This is a genomic window from Mesorhizobium sp. M0910, assembly GCF_040319465.1.
In the GTDB taxonomy this organism is placed as follows: Bacteria; Pseudomonadota; Alphaproteobacteria; order Rhizobiales; family Rhizobiaceae; genus Mesorhizobium.
The window spans coordinates 395,495-420,233 of the sequence record NZ_JAMYNZ010000004.1; the positions used below are offsets into that span (position 1 = coordinate 395,495).

General features: G+C 63.2%; 24 protein-coding genes and 1 pseudogene. 12 read left to right on the forward strand and 13 right to left on the reverse strand.

Annotation, left to right across the window (positions count from 1 at the left end; translation table 11 throughout):
• Positions 1 to 3 precede the first annotated feature (3 nt).
• From NKH78_RS12860 to NKH78_RS12870, 3 genes are read right to left on the reverse strand one after another with little or no spacing between them, the layout of a single operon-like run.
• Positions 4 to 1,311 carry an energy transducer TonB family protein gene (locus tag NKH78_RS12860; protein ID WP_352777466.1) on the reverse strand — a complete coding sequence of 436 codons (1,308 nt, stop codon included), beginning with the start codon at positions 1,309 to 1,311 and terminating at the stop codon, positions 4 to 6.
• A gap of 36 nt (positions 1,312 to 1,347) precedes the next feature.
• Positions 1,348 to 1,779 carry a hypothetical protein gene (locus NKH78_RS12865; protein WP_352505792.1) on the reverse strand — a complete coding sequence of 144 codons (432 nt, stop codon included), beginning with the start codon at positions 1,777 to 1,779 and terminating at the stop codon, positions 1,348 to 1,350.
• A gap of 5 nt (positions 1,780 to 1,784) precedes the next feature.
• The gene (locus tag NKH78_RS12870) at positions 1,785 to 3,932 is read right to left on the reverse strand and encodes a TonB-dependent hemoglobin/transferrin/lactoferrin family receptor (RefSeq protein WP_352737179.1); all 2,148 of its coding nucleotides are present in this window, start codon (positions 3,930 to 3,932) and stop codon (positions 1,785 to 1,787) included.
• 286 nt (positions 3,933 to 4,218) lie between these two features.
• Here NKH78_RS12870 and hemP point away from each other — a divergent pair, with 286 nt between their 5' ends.
• From hemP to NKH78_RS12895, 5 genes are all read left to right on the forward strand, one after another.
• Positions 4,219 to 4,425, forward strand: coding sequence for a hemin uptake protein HemP (gene hemP, locus NKH78_RS12875; protein WP_352477658.1), 207 nt, complete (start codon positions 4,219 to 4,221; stop codon positions 4,423 to 4,425).
• 9 nt (positions 4,426 to 4,434) lie between these two features.
• On the forward strand, positions 4,435 to 5,493 hold the full coding sequence (locus tag NKH78_RS12880) for a hemin-degrading factor (RefSeq protein ID WP_352688203.1): 1,059 nt from the start codon (positions 4,435 to 4,437) through the stop codon (positions 5,491 to 5,493).
• Between the two features lie 12 nt (positions 5,494 to 5,505).
• Complete coding sequence (locus NKH78_RS12885) at positions 5,506 to 6,414, forward strand: heme/hemin ABC transporter substrate-binding protein (RefSeq protein WP_352505794.1); 909 nt, start codon at positions 5,506 to 5,508, stop codon at positions 6,412 to 6,414.
• 5 nt (positions 6,415 to 6,419) lie between these two features.
• Entirely contained in the window at positions 6,420 to 7,517 is a 1,098-nt protein-coding gene (locus tag NKH78_RS12890; RefSeq protein ID WP_352505795.1) for a FecCD family ABC transporter permease, read from the forward strand.
• Positions 7,518 to 7,674: 157 nt separating this feature from the next.
• Entirely contained in the window at positions 7,675 to 8,463 is a 789-nt protein-coding gene (locus NKH78_RS12895) for a heme ABC transporter ATP-binding protein (RefSeq protein ID WP_352505796.1), read from the forward strand.
• Positions 8,464 to 8,476: 13 nt separating this feature from the next.
• Here the strand turns inward: NKH78_RS12895 and rirA are convergent, their stop codons facing one another.
• On the reverse strand, positions 8,477 to 8,938 hold the full coding sequence (rirA, locus tag NKH78_RS12900) for an iron-responsive transcriptional regulator RirA (protein ID WP_352477664.1): 462 nt from the start codon (positions 8,936 to 8,938) through the stop codon (positions 8,477 to 8,479).
• A 191-nt stretch (positions 8,939 to 9,129) separates the two neighbouring features.
• Between rirA and NKH78_RS12905 the strand changes: the two genes are divergently transcribed.
• The 3 genes from NKH78_RS12905 to NKH78_RS12915 all read left to right on the forward strand — a co-directional run bounded on the left by NKH78_RS12905 (position 9,130) and on the right by NKH78_RS12915 (position 11,576).
• Positions 9,130 to 10,428: a DUF445 domain-containing protein gene (locus NKH78_RS12905; RefSeq protein ID WP_352477666.1), complete on the forward strand. Its 1,299-nt coding sequence runs from the start codon at positions 9,130 to 9,132 to the stop codon at positions 10,426 to 10,428.
• Between the two features lie 83 nt (positions 10,429 to 10,511).
• The gene (locus tag NKH78_RS12910; protein WP_352737178.1) at positions 10,512 to 10,940 is read left to right on the forward strand and encodes a phasin family protein; all 429 of its coding nucleotides are present in this window, start codon (positions 10,512 to 10,514) and stop codon (positions 10,938 to 10,940) included.
• Between the two features lie 138 nt (positions 10,941 to 11,078).
• On the forward strand, positions 11,079 to 11,576 hold the full coding sequence (locus NKH78_RS12915) for a MaoC family dehydratase (protein WP_254818237.1): 498 nt from the start codon (positions 11,079 to 11,081) through the stop codon (positions 11,574 to 11,576).
• 38 nt (positions 11,577 to 11,614) lie between these two features.
• On the opposite strand, the gene NKH78_RS12920 is transcribed toward NKH78_RS12915, so the two are convergent.
• The gene (locus NKH78_RS12920; protein WP_352737177.1) at positions 11,615 to 13,018 is read right to left on the reverse strand and encodes an aminotransferase-like domain-containing protein; all 1,404 of its coding nucleotides are present in this window, start codon (positions 13,016 to 13,018) and stop codon (positions 11,615 to 11,617) included.
• A 104-nt stretch (positions 13,019 to 13,122) separates the two neighbouring features.
• Here NKH78_RS12920 and NKH78_RS12925 point away from each other — a divergent pair, with 104 nt between their 5' ends.
• Positions 13,123 to 14,046, forward strand: a complete 924-nt coding sequence (locus NKH78_RS12925) for a DMT family transporter (RefSeq protein WP_352737176.1) — start codon at positions 13,123 to 13,125, stop codon at positions 14,044 to 14,046.
• Between the two features lie 241 nt (positions 14,047 to 14,287).
• Positions 14,288 to 15,085 carry an alpha/beta fold hydrolase gene (locus NKH78_RS12930; protein ID WP_352883021.1) on the forward strand — a complete coding sequence of 266 codons (798 nt, stop codon included), beginning with the start codon at positions 14,288 to 14,290 and terminating at the stop codon, positions 15,083 to 15,085.
• Here the strand turns inward: NKH78_RS12930 and NKH78_RS12935 are convergent.
• On the reverse strand, positions 15,054 to 16,484 hold the full coding sequence (locus NKH78_RS12935; RefSeq protein WP_502899801.1) for an MFS transporter: 1,431 nt from the start codon (positions 16,482 to 16,484) through the stop codon (positions 15,054 to 15,056). The two genes, NKH78_RS12930 and NKH78_RS12935, sit on opposite strands and share 32 nt — an antisense overlap.
• 139 nt (positions 16,485 to 16,623) lie before the next feature.
• Between NKH78_RS12935 and NKH78_RS12940 the strand changes: the two are divergent.
• Positions 16,624 to 17,516 (forward strand): annotated as a pseudogene (locus tag NKH78_RS12940) (LysR family transcriptional regulator).
• A 19-nt stretch (positions 17,517 to 17,535) separates the two neighbouring features.
• Here the strand turns inward: NKH78_RS12940 and NKH78_RS12945 are convergent.
• The 4 genes from NKH78_RS12945 to NKH78_RS12960 form a co-directional block, all read right to left on the reverse strand.
• Entirely contained in the window at positions 17,536 to 18,576 is a 1,041-nt protein-coding gene (locus NKH78_RS12945) for a zinc-dependent alcohol dehydrogenase family protein (protein WP_352737173.1), read from the reverse strand.
• Positions 18,577 to 18,697: 121 nt separating this feature from the next.
• The gene (locus NKH78_RS12950; RefSeq protein ID WP_352737172.1) at positions 18,698 to 19,111 is read right to left on the reverse strand and encodes a DUF4262 domain-containing protein; all 414 of its coding nucleotides are present in this window, start codon (positions 19,109 to 19,111) and stop codon (positions 18,698 to 18,700) included.
• Positions 19,101 to 19,751 (reverse strand): maleylacetoacetate isomerase, encoded by a 651-nt coding sequence (gene maiA / locus NKH78_RS12955; RefSeq protein ID WP_352704600.1) that lies wholly within the window; start codon positions 19,749 to 19,751, stop codon positions 19,101 to 19,103. Before maiA ends, NKH78_RS12950 begins: the two co-directional genes overlap by 11 nt.
• Positions 19,752 to 19,754: 3 nt before the next feature.
• Positions 19,755 to 20,465, reverse strand: coding sequence for a fumarylacetoacetate hydrolase family protein (locus tag NKH78_RS12960; protein WP_352704598.1), 711 nt, complete (start codon positions 20,463 to 20,465; stop codon positions 19,755 to 19,757).
• Between the two features lie 233 nt (positions 20,466 to 20,698).
• Here NKH78_RS12960 and NKH78_RS12965 point away from each other — a divergent pair, with 233 nt between their 5' ends.
• The gene (locus tag NKH78_RS12965) at positions 20,699 to 21,382 is read left to right on the forward strand and encodes a response regulator (RefSeq protein ID WP_254818245.1); all 684 of its coding nucleotides are present in this window, start codon (positions 20,699 to 20,701) and stop codon (positions 21,380 to 21,382) included.
• Positions 21,383 to 21,480: 98 nt separating this feature from the next.
• On the opposite strand, the gene NKH78_RS12970 is transcribed toward NKH78_RS12965, so the two are convergent.
• From NKH78_RS12970 to NKH78_RS12980, 3 genes are all read right to left on the reverse strand, one after another.
• On the reverse strand, positions 21,481 to 22,026 hold the full coding sequence (locus tag NKH78_RS12970) for a hypothetical protein (RefSeq protein ID WP_352737171.1): 546 nt from the start codon (positions 22,024 to 22,026) through the stop codon (positions 21,481 to 21,483).
• A gap of 70 nt (positions 22,027 to 22,096) precedes the next feature.
• Positions 22,097 to 23,437, reverse strand: a complete 1,341-nt coding sequence (locus tag NKH78_RS12975) for an ATP-binding response regulator (RefSeq protein ID WP_254818247.1) — start codon at positions 23,435 to 23,437, stop codon at positions 22,097 to 22,099.
• A 10-nt stretch (positions 23,438 to 23,447) separates the two neighbouring features.
• Positions 23,448 to 24,587 (reverse strand): FIST N-terminal domain-containing protein, encoded by a 1,140-nt coding sequence (locus tag NKH78_RS12980; RefSeq protein WP_352477679.1) that lies wholly within the window; start codon positions 24,585 to 24,587, stop codon positions 23,448 to 23,450.
• Positions 24,588 to 24,739 lie beyond the last annotated feature (152 nt).

Here is a 24,739-nt window from a genome sequence, read left to right on the forward strand (position 1 = left end):
TAGTTACCTGATACCGAGCGGCACCTCGAACTGCCAAGCCGAGCGACCGGCTCCTTCCGGAATGGGAGGAAACGGAGAAGCCCGGCGGACTGCGTCGAGTGCGGCTTTGTCCAGCGCGGCAACACCCGAACTGCCCGTCAGCCTGGCCGACCGGACGCTGCCATTCGATGCGACGGTAAAGGCGACGGTAGCCGTGCCGGTGGCGCGCGTGCGTGTCGAATTGAACGCCCGCACCAGCTTAGACCTGATCTTGCCGGGATAGTTGGTGACGGTCGCATTGCCGACGCCTGATTTGCCGCCCCTGCTGGCGGTCAGGATCTTGCCGTCCTTCTTGCCGTCGGCCGCGCCGCGCGCGACATCCGTTTCGTCGCGGCCGCCGGAACCGGTCTTTCCCTTCTTGGTGTCGGCCTTGGCAAGTGCCTTGCTCGCCTTGTCGCGCGCGATCGGCTTTTCAGGCTCATCTGGTTCGGCTTTCCCGGCCGGCTTTTTCTGCGCGGTTGCCTTCTTCTTCGGCTCGGCCTGCCTGGGCTTCGGCCTGTCCGGCTTCGGTTCTTCCGCCGCGCCGACAGTCTCGGTCGTCTGAACTGTTTCGGCTGGCGCCGGGTCGGCTGGTGCCGGCGCGTTTGTCTCGGCCGGCTCGGCCGTTTCGGCTGCGCTGACTGGCGGCGGCACGGCATTGTCGTCGGCAGGCACCAGCCTGTGGGTCGTAAGAATGTCGGGCGATGGGTCCTGGCGGGCAGGGTGGACGGGTTGGGCAGGTGCGGGATCGGTGCGATCGGCAGGCGCAGCAGCTTCCGTGGCGGCCTCGCTGACCGGCTCGACCACTTCTGTTCCGGAAGCTTCGGCCGCGTCAGTGACCGGCTGGAGCGTCTCCTCCGCCGCGGTCGCCTGTGCCTCGACCGTTTCGACGGGCTTGGCGTCGAGCATGGTCACCATCGTTACGTTGGCCACTTCCGGGTCGTCTGCGGCATCGCCGGCTGCCTGCTGCGGGTCGGCGCCGAGCAGCATTTCGCCTTGCTGGTCGGCACCTTCGATCCTTGGCCGGTCGTCCGGCAGCGTGAGAAAAGCCAGCGCCACGGCTGCGTGGAGTGCGCAAGAGCAGGCGATCGCCACTGTCCAGTTGCGGCGCCGCTGCTTCTGTCGTGCCTGCCGCATTGGCTCCACAGGCACCGTAGGCAAGTTGCCGTCGGCATCGACGATATAACTGTCTTCCGGTCTGTCGCGCAGCGAAACACGCAGCGCCTCGCGCGGGATGGCGAAATCCGGATCGTCCGGCTCCGGCGCCAGGAAACCGGCTAGCGGCCACGCCACGGCGTTTCGTGCGAAGGCGGGTTCCAGTCCCAAAATTCAGACCCCGAAGGCGATGCCGGTCCTGGTCTGCGTGTTCAGCCCGCGCATGCAGGCATTCGGCTCGGCGCCGGCGCATTCCGTGGCGCTGTTGATCAACACGCGGCTGAGCTTGCCGCAATCGGTGCCGGCAAGGTCGAAACGCGTCACCTTGGTCTTGCCTGCCGGCAGCTCCTTGAAATCGAGCACGGTCAGCCGATCGACGACACCGACTTCGTTAAACAGCGCGATCTCGAATGCCGCCTTGGACAGATCGGCACCGAGATTGTTGGTGACCACGAAGGTCAGGCGGCAGCCCTTGTCGGATGGTTGCGCGCCGTTCAGTTCTAGGTTCAGCGCCGGCGCTGGCTGCTGTGTCCATGCCGGAGCCGCCGCAAGCGATATTGCCAGCACCGCGGCGAACAGACGAAGGGATGCCGTCATGCCTGTCATTGTCGTCAGCCTCCAAACCTCATGGTCGCCGCCAGCTTCAGGGTGACGCCGGGCTCGTAGACGACGCTCGTCGTCGATGCGTTCAGCGGGTTGACGTATTTGACGTCGAACAGATTGTCGGCGCGAAAATCGACCTTGAAATTGTCGGTCGCCTGGTAGCTGGCGAAGGCATTGACCAGCGTATAGTCCTTGGCCACCGCGTTGCCCTGCGGCTTGCCGTTGTATTGCACCTCGCCGCCGATGGTCAGCCTGTCCTCGAGGAAGCGAAACCCGAGTTGCCCGGTGACCTGGGAGGAGGGGACCGTGACAAGGTCCGCCCGTTCGCCTTCATAGGAGATGGTGTGGCCGTCGGTGACCGACGCCGACAGCCCGGCAAAACCCCAGGCTGCGTCATAGACGCCCTCCATCTCGAAGCCGTGAATCCTGGCCTTGGCGAAATTCTGGTACTGGAAGCAGATCGGGATGTCCGGACCGAATGGGCAGCCGCTGGTCGGGTCGAACGGCGACAACGTCACGCCGTCGATGTAGTCATCGACGTTGTTGTTGAAATAGGCCGCCTTCAGCCGCAGCGCGTCATCAGCCTCGATGACGCCATTGGTGCTGTAATTGACGCCAAACTCCACCGTCTTGCCGATTTCAGGCTTCAAATTCGGATTGGGGAGAAACGGGAAGCTGACGCCTGACGGATGATTGCCGCTGATCAGCGTCTCCGACAGCGACGGAGAACGGTAGCCTTCCGCATAGGTGCCGTAGAATTGCAGCCCGGAAAGGCCGGCGGTTTCGAAGGGCGAAACGCCCACTGTGATGCGTGGCGACAGCCGGTTGCCAGAGGTTTCGCCGACATCGCTGTCGAGCTTGTAGCTGTCGTAACGCAGCCCGGCGATGACCTCGAGCCAGTGCCAGGTGAGCTTGTCCTGAACGTAAGCGCCGGAGACGTTTCTATCGCCCGAAGGCGTGTAGAAACTGTCGCCGCCCGCCGCGCCGCCTGTCTCGACATCGTCGCCGACCCAGTCGCCGCCATAGGACAGCTCATGCGCGATTCCAACGGTCTCGAATCTCGACGTGTTCCAGATGTCGATGCCGGAAGTTCCGATATCGAATGTCGACATCGAACCCGCTGGCAGGATGATCGGAAGACCGGTGACCGGATCAAACCGGTTTTGCGCGACAAGGGTCGTCAGATCGAGCTTGGTCTTGTTGTAAGACGCGTTGATGTGGAGATCGAGCCAGCTCTTGTCTTCGTCGGTGATGTTGTAGCGGGCCGTGAAGGTATTCGCCTTCAGGTCGGCGTCGTTCACCGGCGCACTGCCGCTGGTTTCGGTCCATCCGTCGTTCGAGCCGATCCAGCCGAGCTTCAGCTCGCTGTTGTCGCTGGGGCGGATGGTCGTCTTGAGCAGCCCGCTCAAGACATCGAAGCCGGTGCCCGCTACAGTGTCGCCGCCGCCATGCCTGTAGTCGTCATAATCGCGGTAGACGATGTTGCCGAGCACGTCCCAATTCTCGTTGATCCGATAGGCACCGCTGGCGCTGGTGGTCCAGCCTTCGCCGTTGGTTTCGTAGCGCCCGGTCGCTGCTGCTGCCCAGGTCTCGTCCGACCTGAGGAAATCCTGCGCATCCTTGGTGTCAAAAAAAACGACGCCGCCGATCGCCCCGGAGCCATAGGTGTTGGCGACCGGGCCGCGGATCACGTCAACGGATTTGATTAATTCGGGATCGATGTAGAAGGTCGATTGCGTGCCATGATCCGAGCGCTGGAAATTCTGACGGGCGCCGTCGACGATGACGGAGACGCGGCCGAAATCCTGCAGGCCGCGGATGTTGATGCTGGAGCTGACACGCCTTGCGTCGGCCTGGACGGCGACACCCGGCACACCGAACAGCATTTCGTTGGGCGTCGTCGCCATGCGGCGCTCGAGCTGTTCCTCGTCGACATGGCTGGCTGACGCAAGCGATTCGATCGCCGTCTCGCCGGTGCGGCTGAGGATCAGGATCTTGTCGAGCAGCGTGGTACCCGTCGGAGCCGGCTTTGCCTGTTCGGGCTGTTGTGACGGGTCAGTCCGTTGCTGGCCGGTTGCCGGTTGGGCGGCCTGCTGGGCGCCGGCCGGTGTGGCGAGCAGCGGGATCGCCGCCGCGCCGGCCAGCAACGCGGCCATTTTGCTTGCCATAGAACCCATTTTTCTTGCCGTCGACCAGTGTGCCAGGCCGCTGCCCGCCGGCCGTCCCCAATTCGCCAACCCCATGCTGCAACTCCAAGAATCCATGTTCGATGCTGGCTGGCTTGGGGCTCGCTGGCATTTTTCATCGCGTCCGGCGCCTTATGTTGACTAATTTACTCCGGTATTGCACTGCTAGATAACATGACCATTCAAGTCAAGAATTGAATCGGCATTCACGCAGGCGCCGAGCCAGATGCCCGGCACAGGAAAGGGATCGAAACCAATGAACACGCACAATCCCAGCGACTTTCGCTATCGCGTCCGCCGTTCCGACGAAAATTCCATCCGTTTCGACCGGGTCCAATCGGCCGTGAGAACGCTGTCCAGCAACACGCTGTTCCAGGGTGAGCACGAGATCGGCATCGAGCATCATGGTGCGCTGTATCGGCTGAAGATCACCCGGCAGGGCAAGCTCATCCTCAACAAGTAGGTGGTAGAAATGGACCAGCGCGTAAAACCCGCCCCGCACGAGATCCGGCGGGCACGGGCAGACAATCCGAAGATGCGCGAGCGTGAGCTCGCCGCCCAGCTGAGGATTTCGGAGGCCGAACTGGTCGCCGCGCATTGCGGCGACGGGGTCGTGCGCGTCGAGCCGCGTGTCAACGACCTCTTGACTGGCCTCGAAGCTGTCGGTGAGGTGATGGCGCTGACCCGCAACGAAAGCGCGGTGCACGAGAAGATTGGCGTCTACGACAAGGTCGTCACCGGCAATCACAATGCCATGGTGCTCGGCGAAAACATCGACCTGCGCATCTTCCCGAAAGTCTGGGCGCACGGCTTTGCCGTGGAAAAGCGCGATGGCGCCGACATCCGCCGCAGCCTGCAGTTCTTCGACACCGCAGGCGAGGCGGTACACAAGGTGCATCTCAGGCCAGCCTCCAACCTCTACGCCTATCAGAAACTGGTGGCCGGGCTGGAATCGCCGAACCAGGAGCCGACGGTGGCGATTTCAGCGGGCACGGCTGACGAGACCGAGACTGCGGACAATTCGGCGAGCGTCGACGATCTGCGCAACCGCTGGAGCCAGTTGACCGACGTGCACCAGTTCTTCGGCATGCTGAAGACACTGAAGATCAACCGCCGACAGGCGGTGCGCATGGTCGGCCAGGACTACGCCTGGCTGGTGGACAAGGATGTAGTGAACGCCATGTTCAACCACGCCGCTGCCGGCGCCATTCCGATCATGTGCTTTGTCGGCAATCGCGGCTGCATCCAGATCCATTCCGGCCCCGTCGCCTCGATCAAGCCGATGGGACCATGGCTCAACGTGCTCGACGAGACCTTCCATCTGCACCTGCGGACCGACCACATCGATGAGGTCTGGGCCGTGCGCAAGCCGACCAAGGACGGCCATGTCACGTCGCTGGAAGTCTATGGCGCCGACGGCAAGATGATCATCCAGTTCTTCGGGAAGCGGCACGAAGGCGAAAGCGAGCGCGAAGACTGGCGCTTTCTGGCCGAAAACCTGCCGCGTATCCCAAGCCCGACCGCAGCCTGAGGAAAAACGACGATGGTTCTTGTCTCCAGGCTGGCATCGGTCTCCAGGCCGGCGCTTGGTCCTGCGGCCGCCGTTTTCTTGGCATTCGCCACGCTGATGACGGCTCAAGCCGCCGAGGGCATCGCGACTTTCGCCGGTCGCTCGAGGATCGTGGCTATTGGTGGCTCGATCACCGAGATCGTCTACGCGCTCGGCGAGCAGGATCGGCTGGTTGCCCGCGATTCGACCAGCCGTTACCCCGAGGCGGCGCTCAAGCTGCCTGATGTCGGCTACATGCGCCAGCTTTCGCCGGAGGGTGTGCTGTCGGTCAATCCGTCGGGCATATTGGCCCTGCACGGCAGCGGACCGAAGGAAGCCGTCGACGTCTTGAAGAAATCAAGCATACCGTTCATCGAGGTGCCCGAGCGCTATGATAATCAAGGCATTCTCGAAAAGATCCACATCGTCGGCAAGGCGCTCGGCACCGAGGCCAAGGCCGATGCGCTGGCGGCCCAGACAGACGCCAAGCTGAAGGCAGCTGAAAAGCAGACCGCCTCGATCAAGGAGCGCAAGCGCATCCTGTTCGTGCTGTCGATCCAGGGCGGCAGGCTGCTTGCCGCCGGCAGCGACACCGCCGCCGACGGCATCATCAAGCTGTCGGGCGGCATCAACGCCATCGATGGCTTTGCCGGCTACAAGCAATTGTCGGACGAGGCAGTCATCACCGCCAGGCCCGACGTGATCCTGATGATGAACAATGCCGGGCCGGCCACCGCGGATGACGAATTGTTTTCGAACCCTGCCGTGGCTTCGACGCCGGCGGGTGCCGCCCGCAAGCTGATCCGCATGGACGGCGGCTATCTGCTCGGCTTCGGCCCGCGCACGGCCGACGCCATCCATGATCTCGCCGTCTCGCTCTATGGCAGCCAGGTCGCGGATTGAGCGCGATGGCCGATCATTCGATCGCCGGTGCGACGGGCATCATGGCGACGGCAGGTGACCGTTCGCGGCGTGCCTGCCTCGTCATCGTGCTACTCTGCGTCGGGCTGGTTATCGCCGTGCTGTTGTCGCTGACCTCCGGCGCGTCCGATGCCTCGGCCATCGGTGTCATGCACAACTGGCTGTTCGGCGCGTTGCCCGGCGACGCGGCGTTGAGCGCCCGCGACCGCCTGATCATCCATGACATCCGTCTGCCGCGCATCATTCTGGGCGTGCTGATCGGTGCATCGCTTGCCGTCTCCGGTGCCGTCATGCAGGGGTTGTTCCGCAATCCGCTGGCCGACCCCGGCCTGATCGGCGTTTCGGCTGGATCGAGCCTCGGTGCGGTCGCCGTCATCGTGCTTGGTTCGACCATGCTGGCGCCGCTAACTTCGGCGCTCGGCACGCTGGCTCTGCCGCTGGCTGCGTTCTGCGGCGGGCTGGCGACGACATTGCTGCTCTATCGGGTCGCGACACGACAAGGCCGGACCTCGGTCGCCACCATGCTGCTCGCCGGCATCGCGCTGGCGGCGCTTGCCATGGCGCTGACCGGCATCCTGATCTTCATGGCCGACGACCGGCAATTGCGCGACCTGACCTTCTGGCAGCTCGGTTCGCTGGGCGGCGCAACCTGGCAGAAGATCGGCTCGGTCGGGCCGGTCATCGTGCTGGCGCTGGCGGCAATGCCGTTCCTGGCGCGCGGCCTCAACGCGCTGGCGCTTGGCGAGGCCACCGCCGGCCATCTCGGCATCCCGGTGCAGCGGCTGAAATACACCGCCATCATCGGCGTCTCGGCAGCGGTCGGCGCCTCCGTCGCGGTCAGCGGCGGCATCGGCTTCGTCGGTATCGTCGTACCGCATTTGCTGCGTTTGCTGATTGGCCCGGACAACCGCTATCTGCTGCCTGCATCGGCACTGCTTGGTGCGGCGCTGCTGCTTTTGGCCGACGCCGTCGCCCGCACCATCGTCGCCCCGGCCGAATTGCCGATCGGCATCGTCACCGCGGTCGCCGGCGCACCGTTCTTCCTGTGGATACTGCTGCGTAAGCGCGGCGTCATCGACCTGTGAGAGACTGTTTGGAAACTCTACTCTGGCGGCCATCTGATGGCGTTTTTCTGCGCTTCCGGTGCTCACGGACCCAAATGTCCGCTCCGCTCCGGTTCTCGAAACCACCACCATATGACTCGCCAGAGCGAATTTCGAAACAGTCTCTAAGAGGGTTTTTATGATCGAAGCGCGCGATGTCTCGGTGGCGATCGGCGGCAAGCGCATTGTCGCCAATGTCGATTTCGAGGCGCGGCCGGGCGAAATCGCGGCCATTGTCGGCCCCAACGGTTCGGGCAAGACGACCTTCCTCAGAGCAATGTCCGGCGATCTTGGCTATTCGGGAGAGGTCACCGTCAACGGCCGCAATCTATCGGCGATGAAGCCGGTCGAGGCGGCGACGGTCCGTGCAGTGCTGCCGCAGGCGACGACGCTGTCCTTCCCGTTCACCGTGCGCGAGATCGTCAGGCTAGGCCTGGTCGGCGGGCGCTCCGGCGCCTTGCCCGGCGAGGACCAGCGCCTGCCCGAACGGGCGCTGGCTCGCGTCGACCTCGAGGGTTTTGCCGGCCGCTTCTACCAGGAGCTATCCGGCGGCGAACAGCAGCGCGTGCAGCTTGCCCGCGTTCTGTGCCAGGTCTGGGCGCCGGTGCTCGACGGCAAGCCGCGCTATCTGTTCCTCGACGAGCCGGTGTCCAGCCTCGACATCAAGCACCAGCTAATCATCATGGACATCGCTCGCGATTTCGCCAGACGCGGCGGCGGCGTGGTCGCCATCCTGCACGACCTCAATTTGACGGCGATGTATGCCGACCGGATTTTGGTCATGCATCACGGCAGGCTTGCCGCTAAAGGTTCGCCGCAACAGGTGCTCAGCGACGAGCTGATCGAAAAGGTCTTCGATTGCCGGCTGAAGGTCGGCGTGTTGCCGGCGGCAAACATGCCGTTCGTACTGCCGCAATCGGCGGCTTAGGCAATCAGAGAACTCAAGCGGCCGGCGCCCTTTGCACCAGCATGTCGATGCCGAGCAGGTGCCGCACATTCGGGCGCGCCGCCACCAGATCGGCGATCGTGTAGCGCGACAGTACCGCGAAGAAGGCGTTGAGCGCTTCGCGCAATGCCGAATTCAAGGCGCAGCTGTCGACCAGCGGGCATTCGGCGGCATCGTTCTCGAAGCACTCGGCCATGGCAAAGCTTTCCTCAGTCACCCGCACGACATCGAACAGGCTGATTGATTCGGCCGCACGGCCGAGCCTGACGCCGCCATTCCTGCCGCGCACCGTTTCGATCAGCCCGTGCTCGACCAGCGGCTGCAGGATCTTGAACAGGAAAAGTTCCGATACCGAATAGGCGGCGGCGATCTCGGGGATGCGGCTCAACCGTTCGGTGTTGGCGGCGCAATACATCAGAATGCGCATGGCGTAGTTTGTCTGACGGGTAAGCCGCATCGTGTCCTCACATAGCAGTGGTTGGCGTCAATATGGCCTATAGTTTGGAACAATTCCAGACTGGCGCTGCATAATAGATGAATTTCGGCCTCAAGTTTGCGTGCACGATTGCGCGCGCTGAAACCAGCGGCGCGCTTTCCGGGGCAGGCGGCACTAGATAAGTTCGCATACACGATCAGGAGCGGCCCATCATGTCTCGACCAGCCCCGGCATTTGCATCTGTCGCGTCCGCCCGGTTCGATGCCGATGCCAAGCTTTCGGCGCTCAGGCGCACCAAGTTCGTTGCCGCCGCAGCACTTGCGTTTTGCGTGCTGGTCTTTGCGGTGGCGAAATCGCTCGAGAGCCGGCATGCGTGGCTGGGCTTCGTCGCCGCTTTCGCCGAGGCGGCGACGATCGGCGGGCTGGCCGACTGGTATGCGGTGGTGGCGCTGTTTCGGCGGCCGCTTGGCCTGCCAATCCCGCATACGGCCATCATCCCGGAAAACCAGAACCGCATCGCCGACAATCTCGGCCGCTTCATCGAGGTCAATTTCCTGGCGCCGGAACCGGTGCGCGAAAAGCTCGCCGAGGTGGACTTTTCGGCGCTGGTCGCGGACTGGCTGGCCGACCCGAACCGCGCCGCCGATTTGTCGCGTTTCGTTGGCCGGCTGGTGCCGCAGACGCTGGCAGCGGTCGAGCAATCCGGGCTGCGCGGATTCGTCACCAGCCGCATGCTGGAGCAGATCGAGAAGGTACCGCTGGCGCCGCTTGCCGCCGAGCTGCTGTCGGCGCTGACCGACGATCGCCGCCACCAGAAATTATTCGACGAGTTCACCAAGGTGGTCGGCCGCTTCCTGAGCGACGAGCAGGCGCTGGCGACGATGCGCGAGAAGATCCGCGAGGAACTGCCGTCGCTGTTCAACCTGTTTCGCGCCGACGCCTATCTGTTGAAGAAGATCGTTGCGTCGGCCGGCTCGCTGCTCGATGAGGTGCGGGCCGATCCGCACCACCCGATGCGAGCCGAATTCGACCTTTTCGTCGAAACCTTCGTCGAGCGGTTGAGGACATCCAAACAATATGCCAGGCGCGCCGAAAAGCTGAAGCGCGATTTCCTTGCCCGGCCGGAGCTCAGCGCGTTGGCCGGCGATATGTGGGACAGCCTGCGGCTGTTCATCGAACAGGACGCCAAGGCGCCGAATTCGATGATCCGCGACCATCTCGCCACCATGTTCGTCGAGGTCGGCCGCCATCTTGCCGACGACGCGCAGATCAGGGCCGACATGAACCAGGGCTTCATCGTGGCGCTGGCCTCCTTCGTCGAAAGCCAGAAAAGCGGCGTGTCGAAGTTCATCGCCGACCAGGTCAAGCGCTGGGACCTCGCGCAACTGACAAGGCTTATAGAAATGAACATCGGCAAGGACCTGCAATATATCCGCTTCAACGGCATGATCATCGGTGGCCTCGCCGGGCTCGTGCTCTACATCGCCGAACGGCTGTTTCTCGTCGGCTGACTCGTCCGAATGGACCGCTGAGCTTCGCTGCACTATCATCGGCGCAGTGGCGGCGTTCACGGCAACAGGGGGAGAGAACCAGCATGGCAAAACGACCGGAGCCTGAGTCCTTCATCGACATGTTCGGCAAGTTCGGCCGCGACCTGAAGCTGCCGAATGTCGACGTCGAGGCGATCCTTGCCCACCACGCCAGGAACCTGGAAGCGCTGGAGAAGTCGGCCCGGGCGAGTGCCGCCGGAGCGTCGGCGCTGTTGTCAAGGCAACGCGAGATGCTGCAGGACACGCTGCGCGAAATCACCGACATGGCACAAAACTACCGAGCGCCCGGCAATCCGCAGGAAATGATGCAGAAGCAGGCGGCGTTCGCCAGGAAATCCTTCGAGACCGCGCTGAAGAATGCCGGCGAGATGGCCGAACTGGCGAGGGCGTCCGGTACCGAATCGATCGAAATCCTGCGCAGCCGCATCAACGAGGCGATGGAGGAGATCCGCGCCGGCCATCATAAGGGGTAAGCTGTTCCCCGGCAGCACGCTTGCCGGCAGCTAAGACCGGCGGTTCGCGGCCGAAGATTATGGGCTGGAATCGCACTGGCGAATTGACAGGGGCGGCCGGTCGTGGTCCGGAACAGGCAAGCGATCGGGAAAGCAGGAATGACGCAGATACGGCCGAGGACGCCGCCGACCTTCGAGCAACTCAGGGCGATGGCCGGGCAGGAGTTGGGCGTTTCGGACTGGACGTTGGTCGATCAGCACCGCATCGACCAGTTTGCCGAATGCACTGGCGATCATCAATGGATCCATGTCGATCCCGAACGGGCGAAGCGGCAAAGCCCGTTCCGCACCACGATCGCGCATGGCTATCTGACCCTGTCGATCATCGGCGCGCTGGCGCTCGAGATGGGGATCGTGCCCGAAAACACGCAGGCCGCGTTCAACTACGGTTTCGACAAAGTGCGTTTCGTAGCGCCAGTCAGGGTCGGCTCGCGAATCAGGCTGCGCACCACGCTGTTGTCGATGGAAGACAAAGGTCCGGGGCAGTATTTGATGAAGGCCGCCAATACAGTCGAGATCGAAGGCGAGCAAAAGCCGGCGCTGACCGCCGAGACGCTCGTCATGCTTTATGCACGCCGCAAGCGGGCAGGGGCCTGAGGGCACAGCCTCAGGCCAGCAGGCTTCCGGCAGCGCAATCAACGCGACATCGCCTCTTCAAGCGCCCTGAAAATCCGGTCGTCTCCCGATTGGGCGACGTTGAAGCGCATGTAACGGCTGGCCGAACGGGACAGGCTGAACGCATTGCCGGGCGCAAGCACGACGTTGGCCGACAAAGCGTGACGGGCGACGTCCGCGGCATCTATTCCCTCCGGCAGCCTGCACCATAAAAACATGCCGGCCGGCTGATCTATCCACGGCACGATGCCGATTGCCCTGAGCCGAGTGCCGGTTTCTTCCATGGCGCGCGAGAGCCGCGCGCGCAGCAGATCGACGTGCTTGCGATAGAGGCCTTCCTTCAGCAGCATCAGCACCAGTTCGGATGCAAGTCGCCCGCTGCCAAAGGATGTGGCAATCTTGAGATCGGTCAAACCTTCCATCCAGTCGCGAGGAGCGGCGATGAAGCCGCAGCGCACCGATGCCGACAGCGTCTTGGAAAAGCTTCCGATATGGATGACCCGGCTGAGGCCGTCGAAGGCCGCCAGCCTGGGGGCGGGCGTGTGTTCGAAATCGGCGAAGATATCGTCCTCGACGATCGTCAGCCCCGACTGATCGGCGAGCTTCAGCACCCGATGGGCAACGACCGGGGACAATATCGCGCCGGTCGGATTATGGAGCGCCGAATTGGTGATGTAGAGGCGCGGCCGGTGCTCGTTCAGCGCCTGCGCGAACAGTTCGGTGTCCGGCCCCGAGCGCGTGTAGGGGACGCTGATCACCTTGGCCCGATGGGCGCGCAACAGGGCATGGAAGTTGAAATAGCACGGATCGTCGACCAACACCGTGTCACCCGGTTCGAGCAGGAACCGGCACAGCAGGTCGATCGCCTGAGTGCCCGATTCCGTCAGCATGATCTGTTCCGGGGACGCTTCGATGCCGTGCTCGGCCATGCGCCGCGCCAGCAGATGTCGCAACGCCGGCAACCCGAGCGGCGTGCCGTAATCGGTCAGCGCTGCGTCGTCGGCGCGGGCCATCGTCCGCAGCGCGCGACGCAATCCGGTCTCGGGCATCCATGACGCCGGCAACCAGCCGCAACCCGGTTTCAGGACGCCGTCGCCGGCTTCCAGCGATTGGCGCGAGACCCAGAGCGGGTCGACAGCACGGTCGAGCCTGGGGCCGATCTCGGCCAGCGACAGCGGAGCCAGCGGTCCGGCGGCATAGAAGCCCGAGCCTGGCCGCGAGCGGATCATGCCTTCCGCCGCAAGACGTTCATAGGCTTCGACCACGGTGGATTTGGAAACCTGCATGGCCTTGGCGAAAGCCCGGATCGAAGGCAGCCGCATTCCCGGTGTCAGGCTGCGCGAGGCGATCCTGTGCCTGATCGTCGCCATGACGCTTTCGACAAGCGTTCGGCTGCCTTCATCTGTTGTCGTCTGCTCGTCCATCCGTACTGCTCGCCCCACCATGACAGTTTTGTCAAACTGTACCTGATTGTCTCTGGCGGAGCCATACGCTCGGCCCGATAGAGGGCGAAATCAGCGGGGCATCTATGGACAAGGCGGCGAGTAGCTGGGCGGCGAGTAGCTGGGCGGCGAGCAGTTGGGCGGCGAGTAGCTGGGCGGCAAGTGGCTGGGTCAACGGGTTCATCGGCGTGCTGATCTTCAGCGGTTCGCTCCCGGCGACGCGCGTGGCGGTGATGGATTTCGATCCGGTGTTCGTAACGGTCGCCCGTGCGGCTTCGGCGGGCATCCTCGGCCTGGCGCTGCTGCTTCTCTTTCGCCAGAAGCGCCCGGAGCGGCGAGATCTGTTCCCGCTGGCGATCGTGGCGCTTGGCGTCGTGGTCGGCTTTCCCCTGCTGACGGCGCTGGCGCTCAAGCACATCACGTCGGCTCACTCCATCATTTTCGTCGGCCTGTTGCCGTTGGCGACCGCGATCTTCGGCGTGGTTCGAGGCGGCGATCGCCCGAAGCCGGCGTTCTGGCTGTTCTCCTGCCTCGGCAGCGCCCTCGTTGCCGGTTTTGCAGTCACGCAAGGCCTGTCGGTCTCGCCGCTCGGCGACATCCTGATGCTGGCCGCCATCATCGTGTGCGGATTGGGCTATGCGGAGGGAGCGGCGCTGTCGCGCAAACTCGGCGGTTGGCAGGTGATTTCGTGGGCACTGGTGCTGTCGCTGCCCCTCATGCTGGCGCTGACGTTCATCACTATGCCGCCGTCGCTCGAGAGTGCCGGCAGGGGCGCCTGGATTGGCTTGGCCTATGTTTCGCTGTTCAGCATGCTGATCGGTTTCGTGTTCTGGTATCGCGGCCTGGCGCAAGGCGGCATCGCCGCGGTCGGGCAGTTGCAGCTGCTGCAGCCCTTCTTCGGCCTCGGGCTGGCGGCAGCGCTGCTGCGTGAGCAGGTCAGTCCCGCCATGATCGCCGTCACCGCCGCCATCGTGCTTTGCGTCGTCGGTGCCAAGAGATATGCGAAATAGGTGCGCCAGCGCACTCTTGACTCGATACAATCGCGTCCGATTGATACCAAGAGCTGCCGACCTGGCGGAACGACGTCTCGAGGTGCCGAGTCGGCCAGAGTGGCACAAAGGCGCGAGGTGGCCTCACCTCGGCGTGGAGGAAAAAGGGACGATTTTGGTGCCTGGGGTCCAGAAGATAGTCTTGTCCTCCGGCGGCGAGGTGGCCGTCCGGACGGCTGGTGACGCTTCCAAGCCCGCGCTCGTGCTGCTGCACGGCTTTCCTAGCTCTTCGCGGACGTTTCGCGACGTGATCGCGCCGCTCTCCGGCAGCGCCTATGTCGTGGCGCCTGACCTGCCGGGCTTCGGCGCGTCCGATCTGCCGCCCGAGCCATCGTTCGACATGCTGGCCAGCGCGATTGAAGAGCTGCTCTCGCGTCTCAACGTTGGCCGCAGGTTTCTTTATCTGCATGATTTCGGAACCCCGGTAGCGCTTCATCTCGCCATGCGCGCGCCGGAACTCGTCGAAGGCCTCGTTATCCAGAATGCCAATGCCCACCGCTCCGGTTTTGGTCCGCAATGGGCAGACACATTGGACTTCTGGGCTGCGCCGAATGCGGCGAATGAGCAGGCCGCCACCGCCCATCTGACCCTCGAGGGAACCCGCGACCAGTATGTCGCCGGCCTGCCCGGCGAGATCGCGGCGCAGATCGATCCAGGTGGTTGGATTGAAGACTGGCGGGTCATGTGCCTGCCGGGACGACTTGATCTGCAGAAGGCGCTCATTGCCGACTACGGCCGATATGTCGACCGGTTCGGGGAGGTGGCTGATTATCTGGCGAAGCATCAGCCCCGAGCGATGCTTCTTTGGGGTCGCCACGATGCCTTCTTCGACATTGCAGAGGTTCAATCGTGGCTTGTGGATCTTCCCCGGATGGAGGCTCACGTCTTCGACACAGGACATTTCCTCCTGGAGACGCATGCGCTCAAGGCTGCTGAACTGATGCTGGAGTTCGTCGCCGGCGGCTCAGCTAAGCGCGCTGGCCGCGGCGACCAGAAATAGTCGCAAGGATCAGCGCCGCCACTGCCAGGGCCGTCGCCACCTGGAAAGTGACCTGCATCCCTCGTGCGGCTGCCGCAGGTGCTAATATCTGCTGACCGCTACCTTCGCTTCCGCCAGCCGATGCGAAGGCAAACACCGCGCCCATCACCGACGCACCGGTGATCAGGCCTAGATTGCGCGAGAGATTGAGCAGGCCGGAGACGACGCCGCGCTGGTCGGATGCCACGCCGGTCATCACGGCTGAATTGTTGGAGGTCTGAAACAGGCTGTAGCCGGTGCAGACGATGATGATCGGCACGATATAGCCGGCAATACCGAATTCCGCCCGCGACAGAGCAAAAGTACCAATAGCGAGATCGAACAGGCCGACGATCGTGATCCGGTGCGCCCCGAAACGATCGACCAGGCGTCCGGCCGGCAGCGCCGCCAATGCGGTAACCAGAGGGCCGGTCGACAGAACCAGCCCGACCATGGCTGCGTCCAGCCCAAGCGTGCGCGACAGATAGAACGGCGCGACCACCAGCGTCGCCATCATCACGGTGGCGACGATCAGGCTCATGGCGAGGCTTGCGTTCAACGCCTGATCGCGGAGCCTCGCAGGTTGGATCAAAGGGTTCTCGGCCCTTGTCTGCGCAATCACGAACAGCAGGCCAGCCACGGCGGCGGCAATCAGCAAGCCGATATTGAGAGAACCAAAACTGCCGCGCCCAAGAGTCATGGCGAGCGCATAGGCGGCCAGCGTCAGCGCGAGCAAAGCCGTGCCTATGCCGTCGAAAGCGCGCCGATCTGGCATCTTTTTTCCGGCCGGCAGGACGCGCCAGGCAAGCGCGAAAGCCAGCGCCCCCAACGGCAGATTGATGAGGAAGATCGCGCGCCAGCCGAGACCGGCGATCAGCAATCCGCCAAGCGAAGGGCCAAGCGTGGTGCCGATCGCCGACATGGCGCCGAGCAGGCCCATGGCGCTGCCGGTTTTTCCCCGGGGAACCGTGTCCGCGACAAAGGCCAGCGTAAGAGCCATCATGACAGCCGCGCCGAGCCCCTGTGCCGCCCGTGCGGCGATCAGCAGCCAGAGCGTCGGGGCAAGCCCGCAAAGCACGGATGCGAAGGTGAACAGGGCAATGCCGCCGAGCAATAGCGGACGGCGGCCGAATATATCGGCGAGCCGCCCGGCGCTGACGACCAAGGTGGTGATGGCGAGCAGATAGGCAAGGACGACCCATTGCACGAGCTGGAACGATGCGCCGAACGCCTGCATCAGCGATGGCAGCCCGACGCTGGCGATGCTGGTGGCGAGCGACGACAGCAGCGTTGAAAGCGACAGGCTTGCCAATGCCCATCGGGTCGAGCGGGCGCTCACCGGGGCAACTTCGTCCCAGGTCTTTTCAGCGGTCGATGCCAAGGTGAACTCCTTTGCCGTCAGCCCCAAATCGGAGCTGTCGGAGGCTATTCCCTCACATGATGTGGCGGAAGGCGCAGTATTTGCATCTTATTCGTGCATGAAACGCCACATTACGGCTGAGCTGTGCTACGGTCCTTCCATGTCATCGCCCGATCTCAATCTGCTTGTCGCCCTTGATGTGCTGCTGAGCGAAGGCAGCGTCGCGCGCGCCGCCGGGCGGCTGCGCCTCAGTCCCTCGGCGATGAGCCGGACGTTGGCGCGGTTGCGCCAGGCGACAGGCGACCCATTGCTGGTTCGGGCTGGCCGCGGCCTGGTTGCGACACCGCGCGCGCTCGAATTGCAGCAACAAGTGGGCCGCGTCGTGCAGGATGCGGAAGCGCTGCTGCGCCCGGCCAGGCCCCTCGACCTCTCCGCTCTCGACAAGGTGTTCACGCTGCGCGCCAACGAAAGCTTCGTCGAAGAGTTGCACCGCCTCTTGTGACCCGTGTCGAAGCGGATGCGCCTGGTGTGCGGCTGCGTTTTGCGCCGAAATCCGACAAGAGCGACATGTCGTTGCGCCACGCGGCGATTGATCTCGAAATCGGGGTTGCCAGTGAAACGAGCCCTGAAATGCGCATTCAGGCGCTGTTTCGCGACCGCTTCATCGGTGTGGTGCGAACGGGACATAAACTGAGCGAGGGCCCGGTGAGCCCGGAACGTTATGCGGCCGGTCGCCACATCAGCGTGTCGCGGCGTGGCCGCGAAAAGGGCCCGATCGACGAGGCCTTGAAACTGCTGGGTCTCCAGCGGACGGTTGCGTGCATGGTTTCCAGCTTCTCGGCCACGCTCGCCATGGCGCGCGCCTCTGATCTGATCGCCAGCGTCCCCGAACGGCACACGCAAGGCGCACGCGCCGGCATGCACAGCTTCCCATTGCCGGTCGATATCGAGGAGGTCACCATTTCGATGCTCTGGCATCCGCGGCTCGATGTCGATCCGGCGCAGCGCTGGCTGCGAGCCTGCGTGCGGGAGGTCTGCGCGTCGTTTCGTTGATCCAGACTCGGGGCGTGATCTAGAATCTGGTCACCACGCCGATGCCGATGCCTTCGAAGCCGCCCATCGCCATCAAAGCGGCCGGCGCTTCCTCGAGGCTGATCTTCTTGCCGACCAGCAGTTCGGGTTTGAGCTTGCCAGTGCGGATCATCTCCATCATCGCCTGGTAGCGAAACGCCTGCATGCCGTGGCTGCCGCGGATTTCGAGCTCGAATGCGATCACCTTGTCCATCGGAATCTGCGGCCTGGCATGGTCGCCGAGCATCAGGCCGACCTGCACGTGGCGCCCGCGGCGGCGCAGGTTCGCGATCGAATTGAACGAGGTTGTCGGGTGGCCGAGCGCGTCCATCGACATATGCGCGCCGCCATTGGTGATCTGCTTGACCGCCTTGACCACGTTCGGCGTGTTCGCCGCGTTGATCGTCGCCACCGCGCCGATCTTTTTGGCAAAGTCCAGCTTCTCGTCGGTGAGGTCGATGGCGACGACATTGGCGCCCATGGCGCTGGCGATCATGATCGCCGACAGGCCGACGCCGCCGCAGCCATGTACGGCCACCCATTCGCCGGGCGTCACGCGGCCCTGATCGACGATGGCGCGGAACGAGGTGACGAAGCGGCAGCCGAGGCTGGCGGCGGTGGCGAATTCCATCTCGTCGGGCAAGCGCACGAGATTGGTATCGGCATGGTCGATGGCGACATATTCGGCGAACGACCCCCAGGCGGTGAAGCCGGGCTGGAACTGGTGCTCGCAGACCTGATGGTTGCCCGACGTGCATTCGAAGCAGCGGCCGCAGCCGACGGCAAACGGCACGGTGACGCGCTCGCCGCCCTTCCAGCGGGTCACCTGGTTGCCTGCGGAGACCACGACGCCGGCCAGTTCGTGGCCCGGCACATGCGGCAGCCGGATGCCGTCGTCGTGGCCCATCCAGCCATGCCAGTCGCTGCGGCAGAGGCCAGTCGCCTCCACCTTGATGACGACGCCTTCCGGCGAAGGCGTCGGATCCGGCACCGTCTGGATCGTTGGCGTTTCGCCGAACTTTTCGAAAACGACGGCTTTCATGACAAGGCTTTCATAAGTTTCAATTCACTAAGGGCGCATTCGTCAGGCGGTTGTTCGGAGTTAGCTTGATGCCGGCGGCGTGTCGAGAAGCGGTTGCCGCTTTCGAAACCACTCGCTCGCTTCAGTATCCCACGGCCAGATGCCTTCGGTCGTAGGATAGATAAGCTGCAACCCGGAAGCCCAGGCCGTCGTAGAACCAGATGTCCCAACCGAAATGTTCAGTGTAGTGCTCAACATGGACCGAGCCGAACTGACAGTCGAAGCCGCCTATGAAACCAGACGATCGCTGCCCGATGCGGAAAATCTCGCCGTTGCACACCCGTCTGCAGTATTGGTTGATGACAGACTGGGAAAGCTCTGGCTTCAGCCCGACAACGACCAGTTCAGGAGCATTGAAATTGTGCTCTATCCCCACCGAGTAGCTGAAAGGCGGATGCTCGCCTTCTTCCAGCACATACAGAATGTGGCAGCCATATTCTTCGATGTCGGCGAGCGTTTTCGCTTCATCTGGATCTTTGGCTTCTCTATTCGGCATCGATCTGGTTCTCCGGCGCGGCCTTCCGGAATGCCGGCAGCGCCATGCAGGCGGCATTGATGCGCGCGATCGTCGGGTAGGGCGTCATGTCGACGCCGAAGCGGGAATTGCTGGTGACCTGTGCGACCAGGCAGATGTCGGCCAGCCCCGGCGTGTCGCCATGGCAGAATGTCTTGGTCTCGGCCGAGGAAGCCAGAATCTTTTCAAGCGGCTGGAAGCCTTCGTTGACCCAGTGCCGGAACCAGTTGACGACATCCTGGTCGCCGGCACCGAACAGCGTGCGCAACGAGGTCAGCACGCGCAGATTGTTCACCGGATGGATGTCGCAGGCGATCATCTGCGCCAGCATTCTGACGCGGGCGCGGCCAGGCGCATCCTTGGGCAGCAGCGGCGGCTCGGGCGTGGTCTCGTCGAGATATTCGATTATCGCCAGCGATTGCGTCAGCAGCGTGCCATCGCTGAGGACCACCGCCGGCACCAGCCCTTGCGGATTGACCGCGAGGTAGGCGGGCTCCCGATGTTCGCCGTGGCGCAAATGATGCGGCACGTACTCGTAGGCAAGGCCCTTCATCTCCAGCGCGATCCGCACCCGGTAAGAGGTCGAGGAACGGTAGTAGTTATGGAGGACGATGTCGCTCATGGATCATGGGCCCGGTTGGCCGATGGTCAGTTCGATTTCGCCGATGCCGTCGACGCCACCGGTGATCTTTTCGCCCGGCCCAACGGCGCCGACGCCGGCCGGCGTGCCGGTGAAGATCAGGTCGCCGGGCCGGAGTTCTACCGCCTCGCTGCAAATCGAGACGATGTCGGGAACCGGCCAGATCAGTTCGGCAAGGTCGCCGTCCTGCCTGATCTCGCCGTCGACGGCGAGCCAGATGCGGCCTTTTTCGGGATGACCGGATTTTTGCGCCGGGACCAGCGGGCCGCAGGGCGCTGAACGGTCGAAGGCTTTCGACCAGTCCCACGGCCTTGCCGCCTTTTTCGCCTCGTCCTGAAGGTCGCGGCGGGTCAGGTCGACGCCGACGCCGTAACCCCAGACATGGTTCAGCGCCCGCTGGCGCGGGATGCGAGAGCCGGCCTTGCCGATCGCGACGACCAGCTCGATTTCGTGGTGCAGGTTTCGGGTCAGCGGCGGGTAGGGGATCGTGGCGCCCGAACCGACTGCCGCGTCGACCACTGCGTCGCCCGGTTTGGTGAAGAAGAAGGGCGGGTCGCGCTCGTCATTGCCGAGCTCGCGGGCATGGGCGGCGTAGTTGCGGCCGACGCAGAAGATCCGGCGCACCGCAAAACGCTCCGGCGAGCTGGCCACGGCCACCGACGGGGTTGCGGGCAGGGGAAGGACGAAGCCGGTCATGCACTGTCTCTGTTCAGTGGATCTGTCGCCGGCACATTCGGCCGATTTGGGCAAACGGGCAAGGCATTGGATGGCGGAGGAGCAGGCCTGCCGCACGGTGCCGCGGAAATCGTCGGTCCATTCTGCTTTAGCCAGCCAAGATGGCAATGTACTATTTGGCAATAAGCTGGCCATGGTTGCCGGACTATTCTAGACCAGACCAGACCAGACCAGACCGAACCGAAGTGAAGCTAATGACCGCAGTCAACGATCGCGCCCGGTTCCTCATCATCGACGACCATCCGCTGTTTCGCGAGGCCCTGCACAGCGCAGTGCAGATGGCCTATCCGGAGGTCGACACGGTGGAAGCGCGCTCGATTGCCGAGGCGCTCGAGCTTCTGACGGATGCCAAGCCGTTCGACCTCGCACTGCTCGATCTCAGTATGCCCGACGTGCATGGCTTTGACGGGCTGCTGCAGCTCAGGACGCGTTATCCGCGCCTGCCGGTCGTCATCGTCTCCGGCTATGAGGAGCCGAAGATCATTTCCGAGGCGCTGTCCTACGGCGCGGCCGGCTTCATCCCGAAATCGGCACGCAAGAGCGATCTTGCCGCGGCTATCCGCTCGGTGATGGAAGGTGCGATCTATGTTCCCCAGACCTATGAGGGCCGACCGCCCGACGCCGACAGCACCGACCGCGCCGAGATGGTACAGCGCCTGGCCACGCTGACGCCGCAGCAGCTCAAGGTGCTGCAGATGCTGCGCCAGGGCCTGCTCAACAAACAGATCGCCTACGAGCTGCAGGTCGGCGAGACCACGGTCAAGGCGCATGTCTCGGAAATTCTGCGCAAGCTCAACGTCTACAGCCGCACCCAGGCGGTGATCGAGGTCTCGAAGCTGGACAATGCCGAGCTGTTTCGCGATCCGGCGGGGTTTTGAGAGGGCTCGCTAAAAAGCGCACTGTCACTGTAGTCCACCGCACTCGTGTCACCGCAATCGGACTAGACTAACGGCGGCTCTCACGTTCCTGACACCAGCTAAGCAACCCGCGCCTCTCTAGTCAGATCAAATTCACGCGGCGATTGCTCTGCAGCAGTTAGCCGCTTTCCCGCGTCTAGTAAAATGGCGGCCCCGGGTCCCACGTAGAATGCTTTAATTTTACTAAATTGCTTTTTGAATACCCTGTTAAAAATTTTCATCAGCTCCTGAGCAAGCGGCGCGTCGGAGGCTGTTGCCACGCGGCCATTTATGACAACATCTTCACCCCATCGCCCACCGGGGGACAGCGTCACTGTGTCCGGATTGCTAAGCTGATCTAACAAATATCGGATACCCGAGACTGTTTTTATCGGCCTCACCTCAATCGGAATGTCGCGGCGAGTGACAAGAAATGATTGAGCGCTGGAAGCCGATCCAGTGGCTGATTGCGCAAGACTGGGAATTTGCCTTCCATTGCTAAAAGTTTCAAATTCCATCGTGGGAAACTGACCCATGAGAATGTATTTTATCGGAATTACATGCTCTACAGCTTCCAACACAGGGAGAAGATCATCCTTTAGCGCGAAGAAGTGAACCTGCTTCATATGAATTACCGCCTAGGCACAAGTAATGGCTGGAATACGGTGACCCGTGTGCTGGGAAGATACGACCAGTTCAAGCCAGCAGATGCGCCAGCAGCGCCCGTAGCTGCGCGGGCTTCAGCGGCTTGCGCATCAGCTCGATGCCGGCGGCGCGGGCGGCGTTGGCGACGGTCTCCGAACCGTCGGCGGTGACGATCAGCGCCGGCACGGCGCGGCCGAGATAATCACGGACCTCGGCGATTGTGGTGGTGCCGAGGTCGCCGCCGTCGAGATGCTGGTCGGCTATGACAATGTCTGGCAACCAGTCGGTATCGCCAAGCATGTCGAGCGCGTCACCGGTCGAGGTGGCGGGGCGCACCAGGCATTGCCAGCGCTCGAGCAGGGAGGTCATCGCCTGCAGCACCTCGATGTCGTTCTCGACCAGCAGCACCCTTGTGCCGAACAGACCGTAGCCGCGCGGCCGCTCCATGTCGACGGTGCCGGCGATTGGATCGGCCGTGTCGCCGATCCCGACCGGAACGTCGATATGGAAAATCGTGCCATGTCCGACCTTCGACGAAAACGTGACGGGATGGCCGAGTGCCGCGGCGATGCGGCGCACGATGGCCAGCCCCAACCCCAGCCCGCCGGCGGCAAGCCCGGCATCCGTCGGGATCACGCCCCGATGGAATTCCTCGAACACCGCCTCGCGCTGGTCGTCGGGGATGCCGCAGCCGGTATCGGCGACGTCGATGCGGATCGTGTCGCCGCGATGCCTGGTGCCGACCAACACGCCGCCCGAGCGGGTATAGCGCAGTGCATTGGAAAGGATGTTCTGCAGGATGCGGCGCAGCAAGGTTCGGTCCGAACGAACGAGCGCATCGACCGGCCGGAACTTCAGCGTCAGCCCCTTCATCTCCGCGACCGGCTGAAAATCCGAGCGCAGAGAGGAAAACAGCGTCTCCAGGCTGACATCGGTGATGTCGGGCTGCACGACGCCGGCATCGAGCTTGGAAATGTCGAGCAAGGTGCGGAGCAGGTCCTCCATCGTCTCCAGCGATCGCTCGACCTGGCGGACCAGGTTTCTGCCTTCCTCGCTGGTCTGTACTTCGGCAAGTGCCGAGACCGACAGATGCGCGGCGTTCAGCGGCTGCAGCACGTCATGGCTGGCGGCCGCAAGGAACCTGGTCTTGGACAGGTTCGCCAGCTCGGCGTTTTCCTTGGCTGCATTCAAGTCGATGTTCGACTGCTCCAGCCGGCGCAAGGTCGAATGCAGCTCTTCGGTGCGGCTGCGCACCCGGCTCTCGAGCGAAATGGCGGTCTGGAACAGCGAAAAAGCATTGCCTTGCTGGTCCATGGAGCGCTCGACGCGGCTGATCAGCGCGGCGTTGATCTTCTTCAGCCTTTCCAGGTCGTCGATGTTCCTGAGCGGCATGCCGGATTTCCTACTCCGCCGCTTCGGCCGCATTGCGTTCACCGAAGGCGATGCCGGTGAAGGTCTGGTTCAGATGCATCGAACGGTACTGTTCGCCATAGGTGCCGAAGCCGAGGACGTTGTTGACCTTGTAGAGTTCCGAAATCTCGCGATAGACCTGCCGATTGCGCGCGTCGAGCCGGCGCAGCACGCAGTCGAAACCGAGGATCAGGTCGATGCCGCCAAGCCTTTCACTGACGTCGCTGAGAGCGGCGCGGGTCGCCTCGACCATGTCCTTAGGCTGGGCGACGGCAAGCACGACACCATCGTCGATGGCGCAGAAGAACGACAGCGAGCCGTCCGCGTGCATCTTCTGGATTGAACGGCAGTAAAATTCGCCGCCGACTTTCACCACCACCGGGTGCGAGGCAAAACTCAGTGGCGTCAGCATCTGCGCGACGACGCCGACCGAGGCGGCATATTCCTCGGCGGCAATGGTGGCGTTGAATTCGCGCACGATGCGGTGGTCGGGATCGGATGCCGTCACCACCAGCTTCTCGTCGGTGGGAACGAAATTGTCGGTCTTGAACACGTGGAAAGGAATTTCCGTGGTGATCAGCACGATGATGGCGCTGTCGGAGGTCACTTTGCCGTTCGAGATCAGCCGCGTTGTCTCGAATTTCAAATCATCGCCAGCCGACCCGCCGATCAATGGAATATCGTCGAGCCCCCAATGGATGGCGGAGGTCACCGCTTCTTCGGCATAAGACAGGCCGTCGATCAAGCAGAGCGCGAACGTGGTGTCGGCTCGCTCGTGCCCGAGGCGCTCGCGTAATGAACGCCTCAGCGCCTCTACTTCGCCGGTAATCCCGTCCATGCCCGATGAGGACAGATTTTCGACCATGGTGCTGGCTGCCGAAAACGATGCGGAGGGAAGCAGCATAGCCAGGATCTGGCCTTCCTCCAGCCCTTTGGGCGTTATCTCACCGGCCGTCGAGCAGCCGGCATAGTGGAGCGCCGGCGCGTGGGTCTTCAGCGCTTCCGACAGGGCGACGGCCTCTATGAGGCTCTGCGAGAAAAACAGGAGGGCAAACCCGGCGTCAATGGCCGCTGCTTCCGCTGCCACCGCCCGGGCGAACGCATCCGCGTCAGATTCGTCGGTGGTGAGCACCGAAAGGCCGCATGCATAGCGCGTCCGTGACTTGGCCAGCGGCTTCCTCCTCCATTTCCTCCGACGCTTTTTTTGTGCGCGTCTGGCGCGCCGGCGTCGAGGTCATTGTTGTCTTGAAGCGGCGCTTTGGCAATGAGCCAACATGATGGATT

Coding starts and splice junctions, on each gene's coding strand:
- NKH78_RS12920 (WP_352737177.1), bottom strand. CDS start 13,018: ATGGACGAGCAGACGACAACAGATGAAGGCAGCCGAACGCTTGTCGAA.
- NKH78_RS12950 (WP_352737172.1), bottom strand. CDS start 19,111: ATGCCGAATAGAGAAGCCAAAGATCCAGATGAAGCGAAAACGCTCGCC.
- NKH78_RS12865 (WP_352505792.1), bottom strand. CDS start 1,779: ATGACAGGCATGACGGCATCCCTTCGTCTGTTCGCCGCGGTGCTGGCA.
- rirA (WP_352477664.1), bottom strand. CDS start 8,938: ATGCGGCTTACCCGTCAGACAAACTACGCCATGCGCATTCTGATGTAT.
- NKH78_RS12890 (WP_352505795.1), top strand. CDS start 6,420: ATGGCCGATCATTCGATCGCCGGTGCGACGGGCATCATGGCGACGGCA.
- NKH78_RS12970 (WP_352737171.1), bottom strand. CDS start 22,026: ATGAAGCAGGTTCACTTCTTCGCGCTAAAGGATGATCTTCTCCCTGTG.
- NKH78_RS12965 (WP_254818245.1), top strand. CDS start 20,699: ATGACCGCAGTCAACGATCGCGCCCGGTTCCTCATCATCGACGACCAT.
- hemP (WP_352477658.1), top strand. CDS start 4,219: ATGAACACGCACAATCCCAGCGACTTTCGCTATCGCGTCCGCCGTTCC.
- NKH78_RS12895 (WP_352505796.1), top strand. CDS start 7,675: ATGATCGAAGCGCGCGATGTCTCGGTGGCGATCGGCGGCAAGCGCATT.
- NKH78_RS12880 (WP_352688203.1), top strand. CDS start 4,435: ATGGACCAGCGCGTAAAACCCGCCCCGCACGAGATCCGGCGGGCACGG.
- NKH78_RS12960 (WP_352704598.1), bottom strand. CDS start 20,465: ATGACCGGCTTCGTCCTTCCCCTGCCCGCAACCCCGTCGGTGGCCGTG.
- NKH78_RS12915 (WP_254818237.1), top strand. CDS start 11,079: ATGACGCAGATACGGCCGAGGACGCCGCCGACCTTCGAGCAACTCAGG.
- NKH78_RS12975 (WP_254818247.1), bottom strand. CDS start 23,437: ATGCCGCTCAGGAACATCGACGACCTGGAAAGGCTGAAGAAGATCAAC.
- NKH78_RS12870 (WP_352737179.1), bottom strand. CDS start 3,932: ATGGCCGCGTTGCTGGCCGGCGCGGCGGCGATCCCGCTGCTCGCCACA.
- NKH78_RS12945 (WP_352737173.1), bottom strand. CDS start 18,576: ATGAAAGCCGTCGTTTTCGAAAAGTTCGGCGAAACGCCAACGATCCAG.
- maiA (WP_352704600.1), bottom strand. CDS start 19,751: ATGAGCGACATCGTCCTCCATAACTACTACCGTTCCTCGACCTCTTAC.
- NKH78_RS12905 (WP_352477666.1), top strand. CDS start 9,130: ATGTCTCGACCAGCCCCGGCATTTGCATCTGTCGCGTCCGCCCGGTTC.
- NKH78_RS12910 (WP_352737178.1), top strand. CDS start 10,512: ATGGCAAAACGACCGGAGCCTGAGTCCTTCATCGACATGTTCGGCAAG.
- NKH78_RS12925 (WP_352737176.1), top strand. CDS start 13,123: ATGGACAAGGCGGCGAGTAGCTGGGCGGCGAGTAGCTGGGCGGCGAGC.
- NKH78_RS12885 (WP_352505794.1), top strand. CDS start 5,506: ATGGTTCTTGTCTCCAGGCTGGCATCGGTCTCCAGGCCGGCGCTTGGT.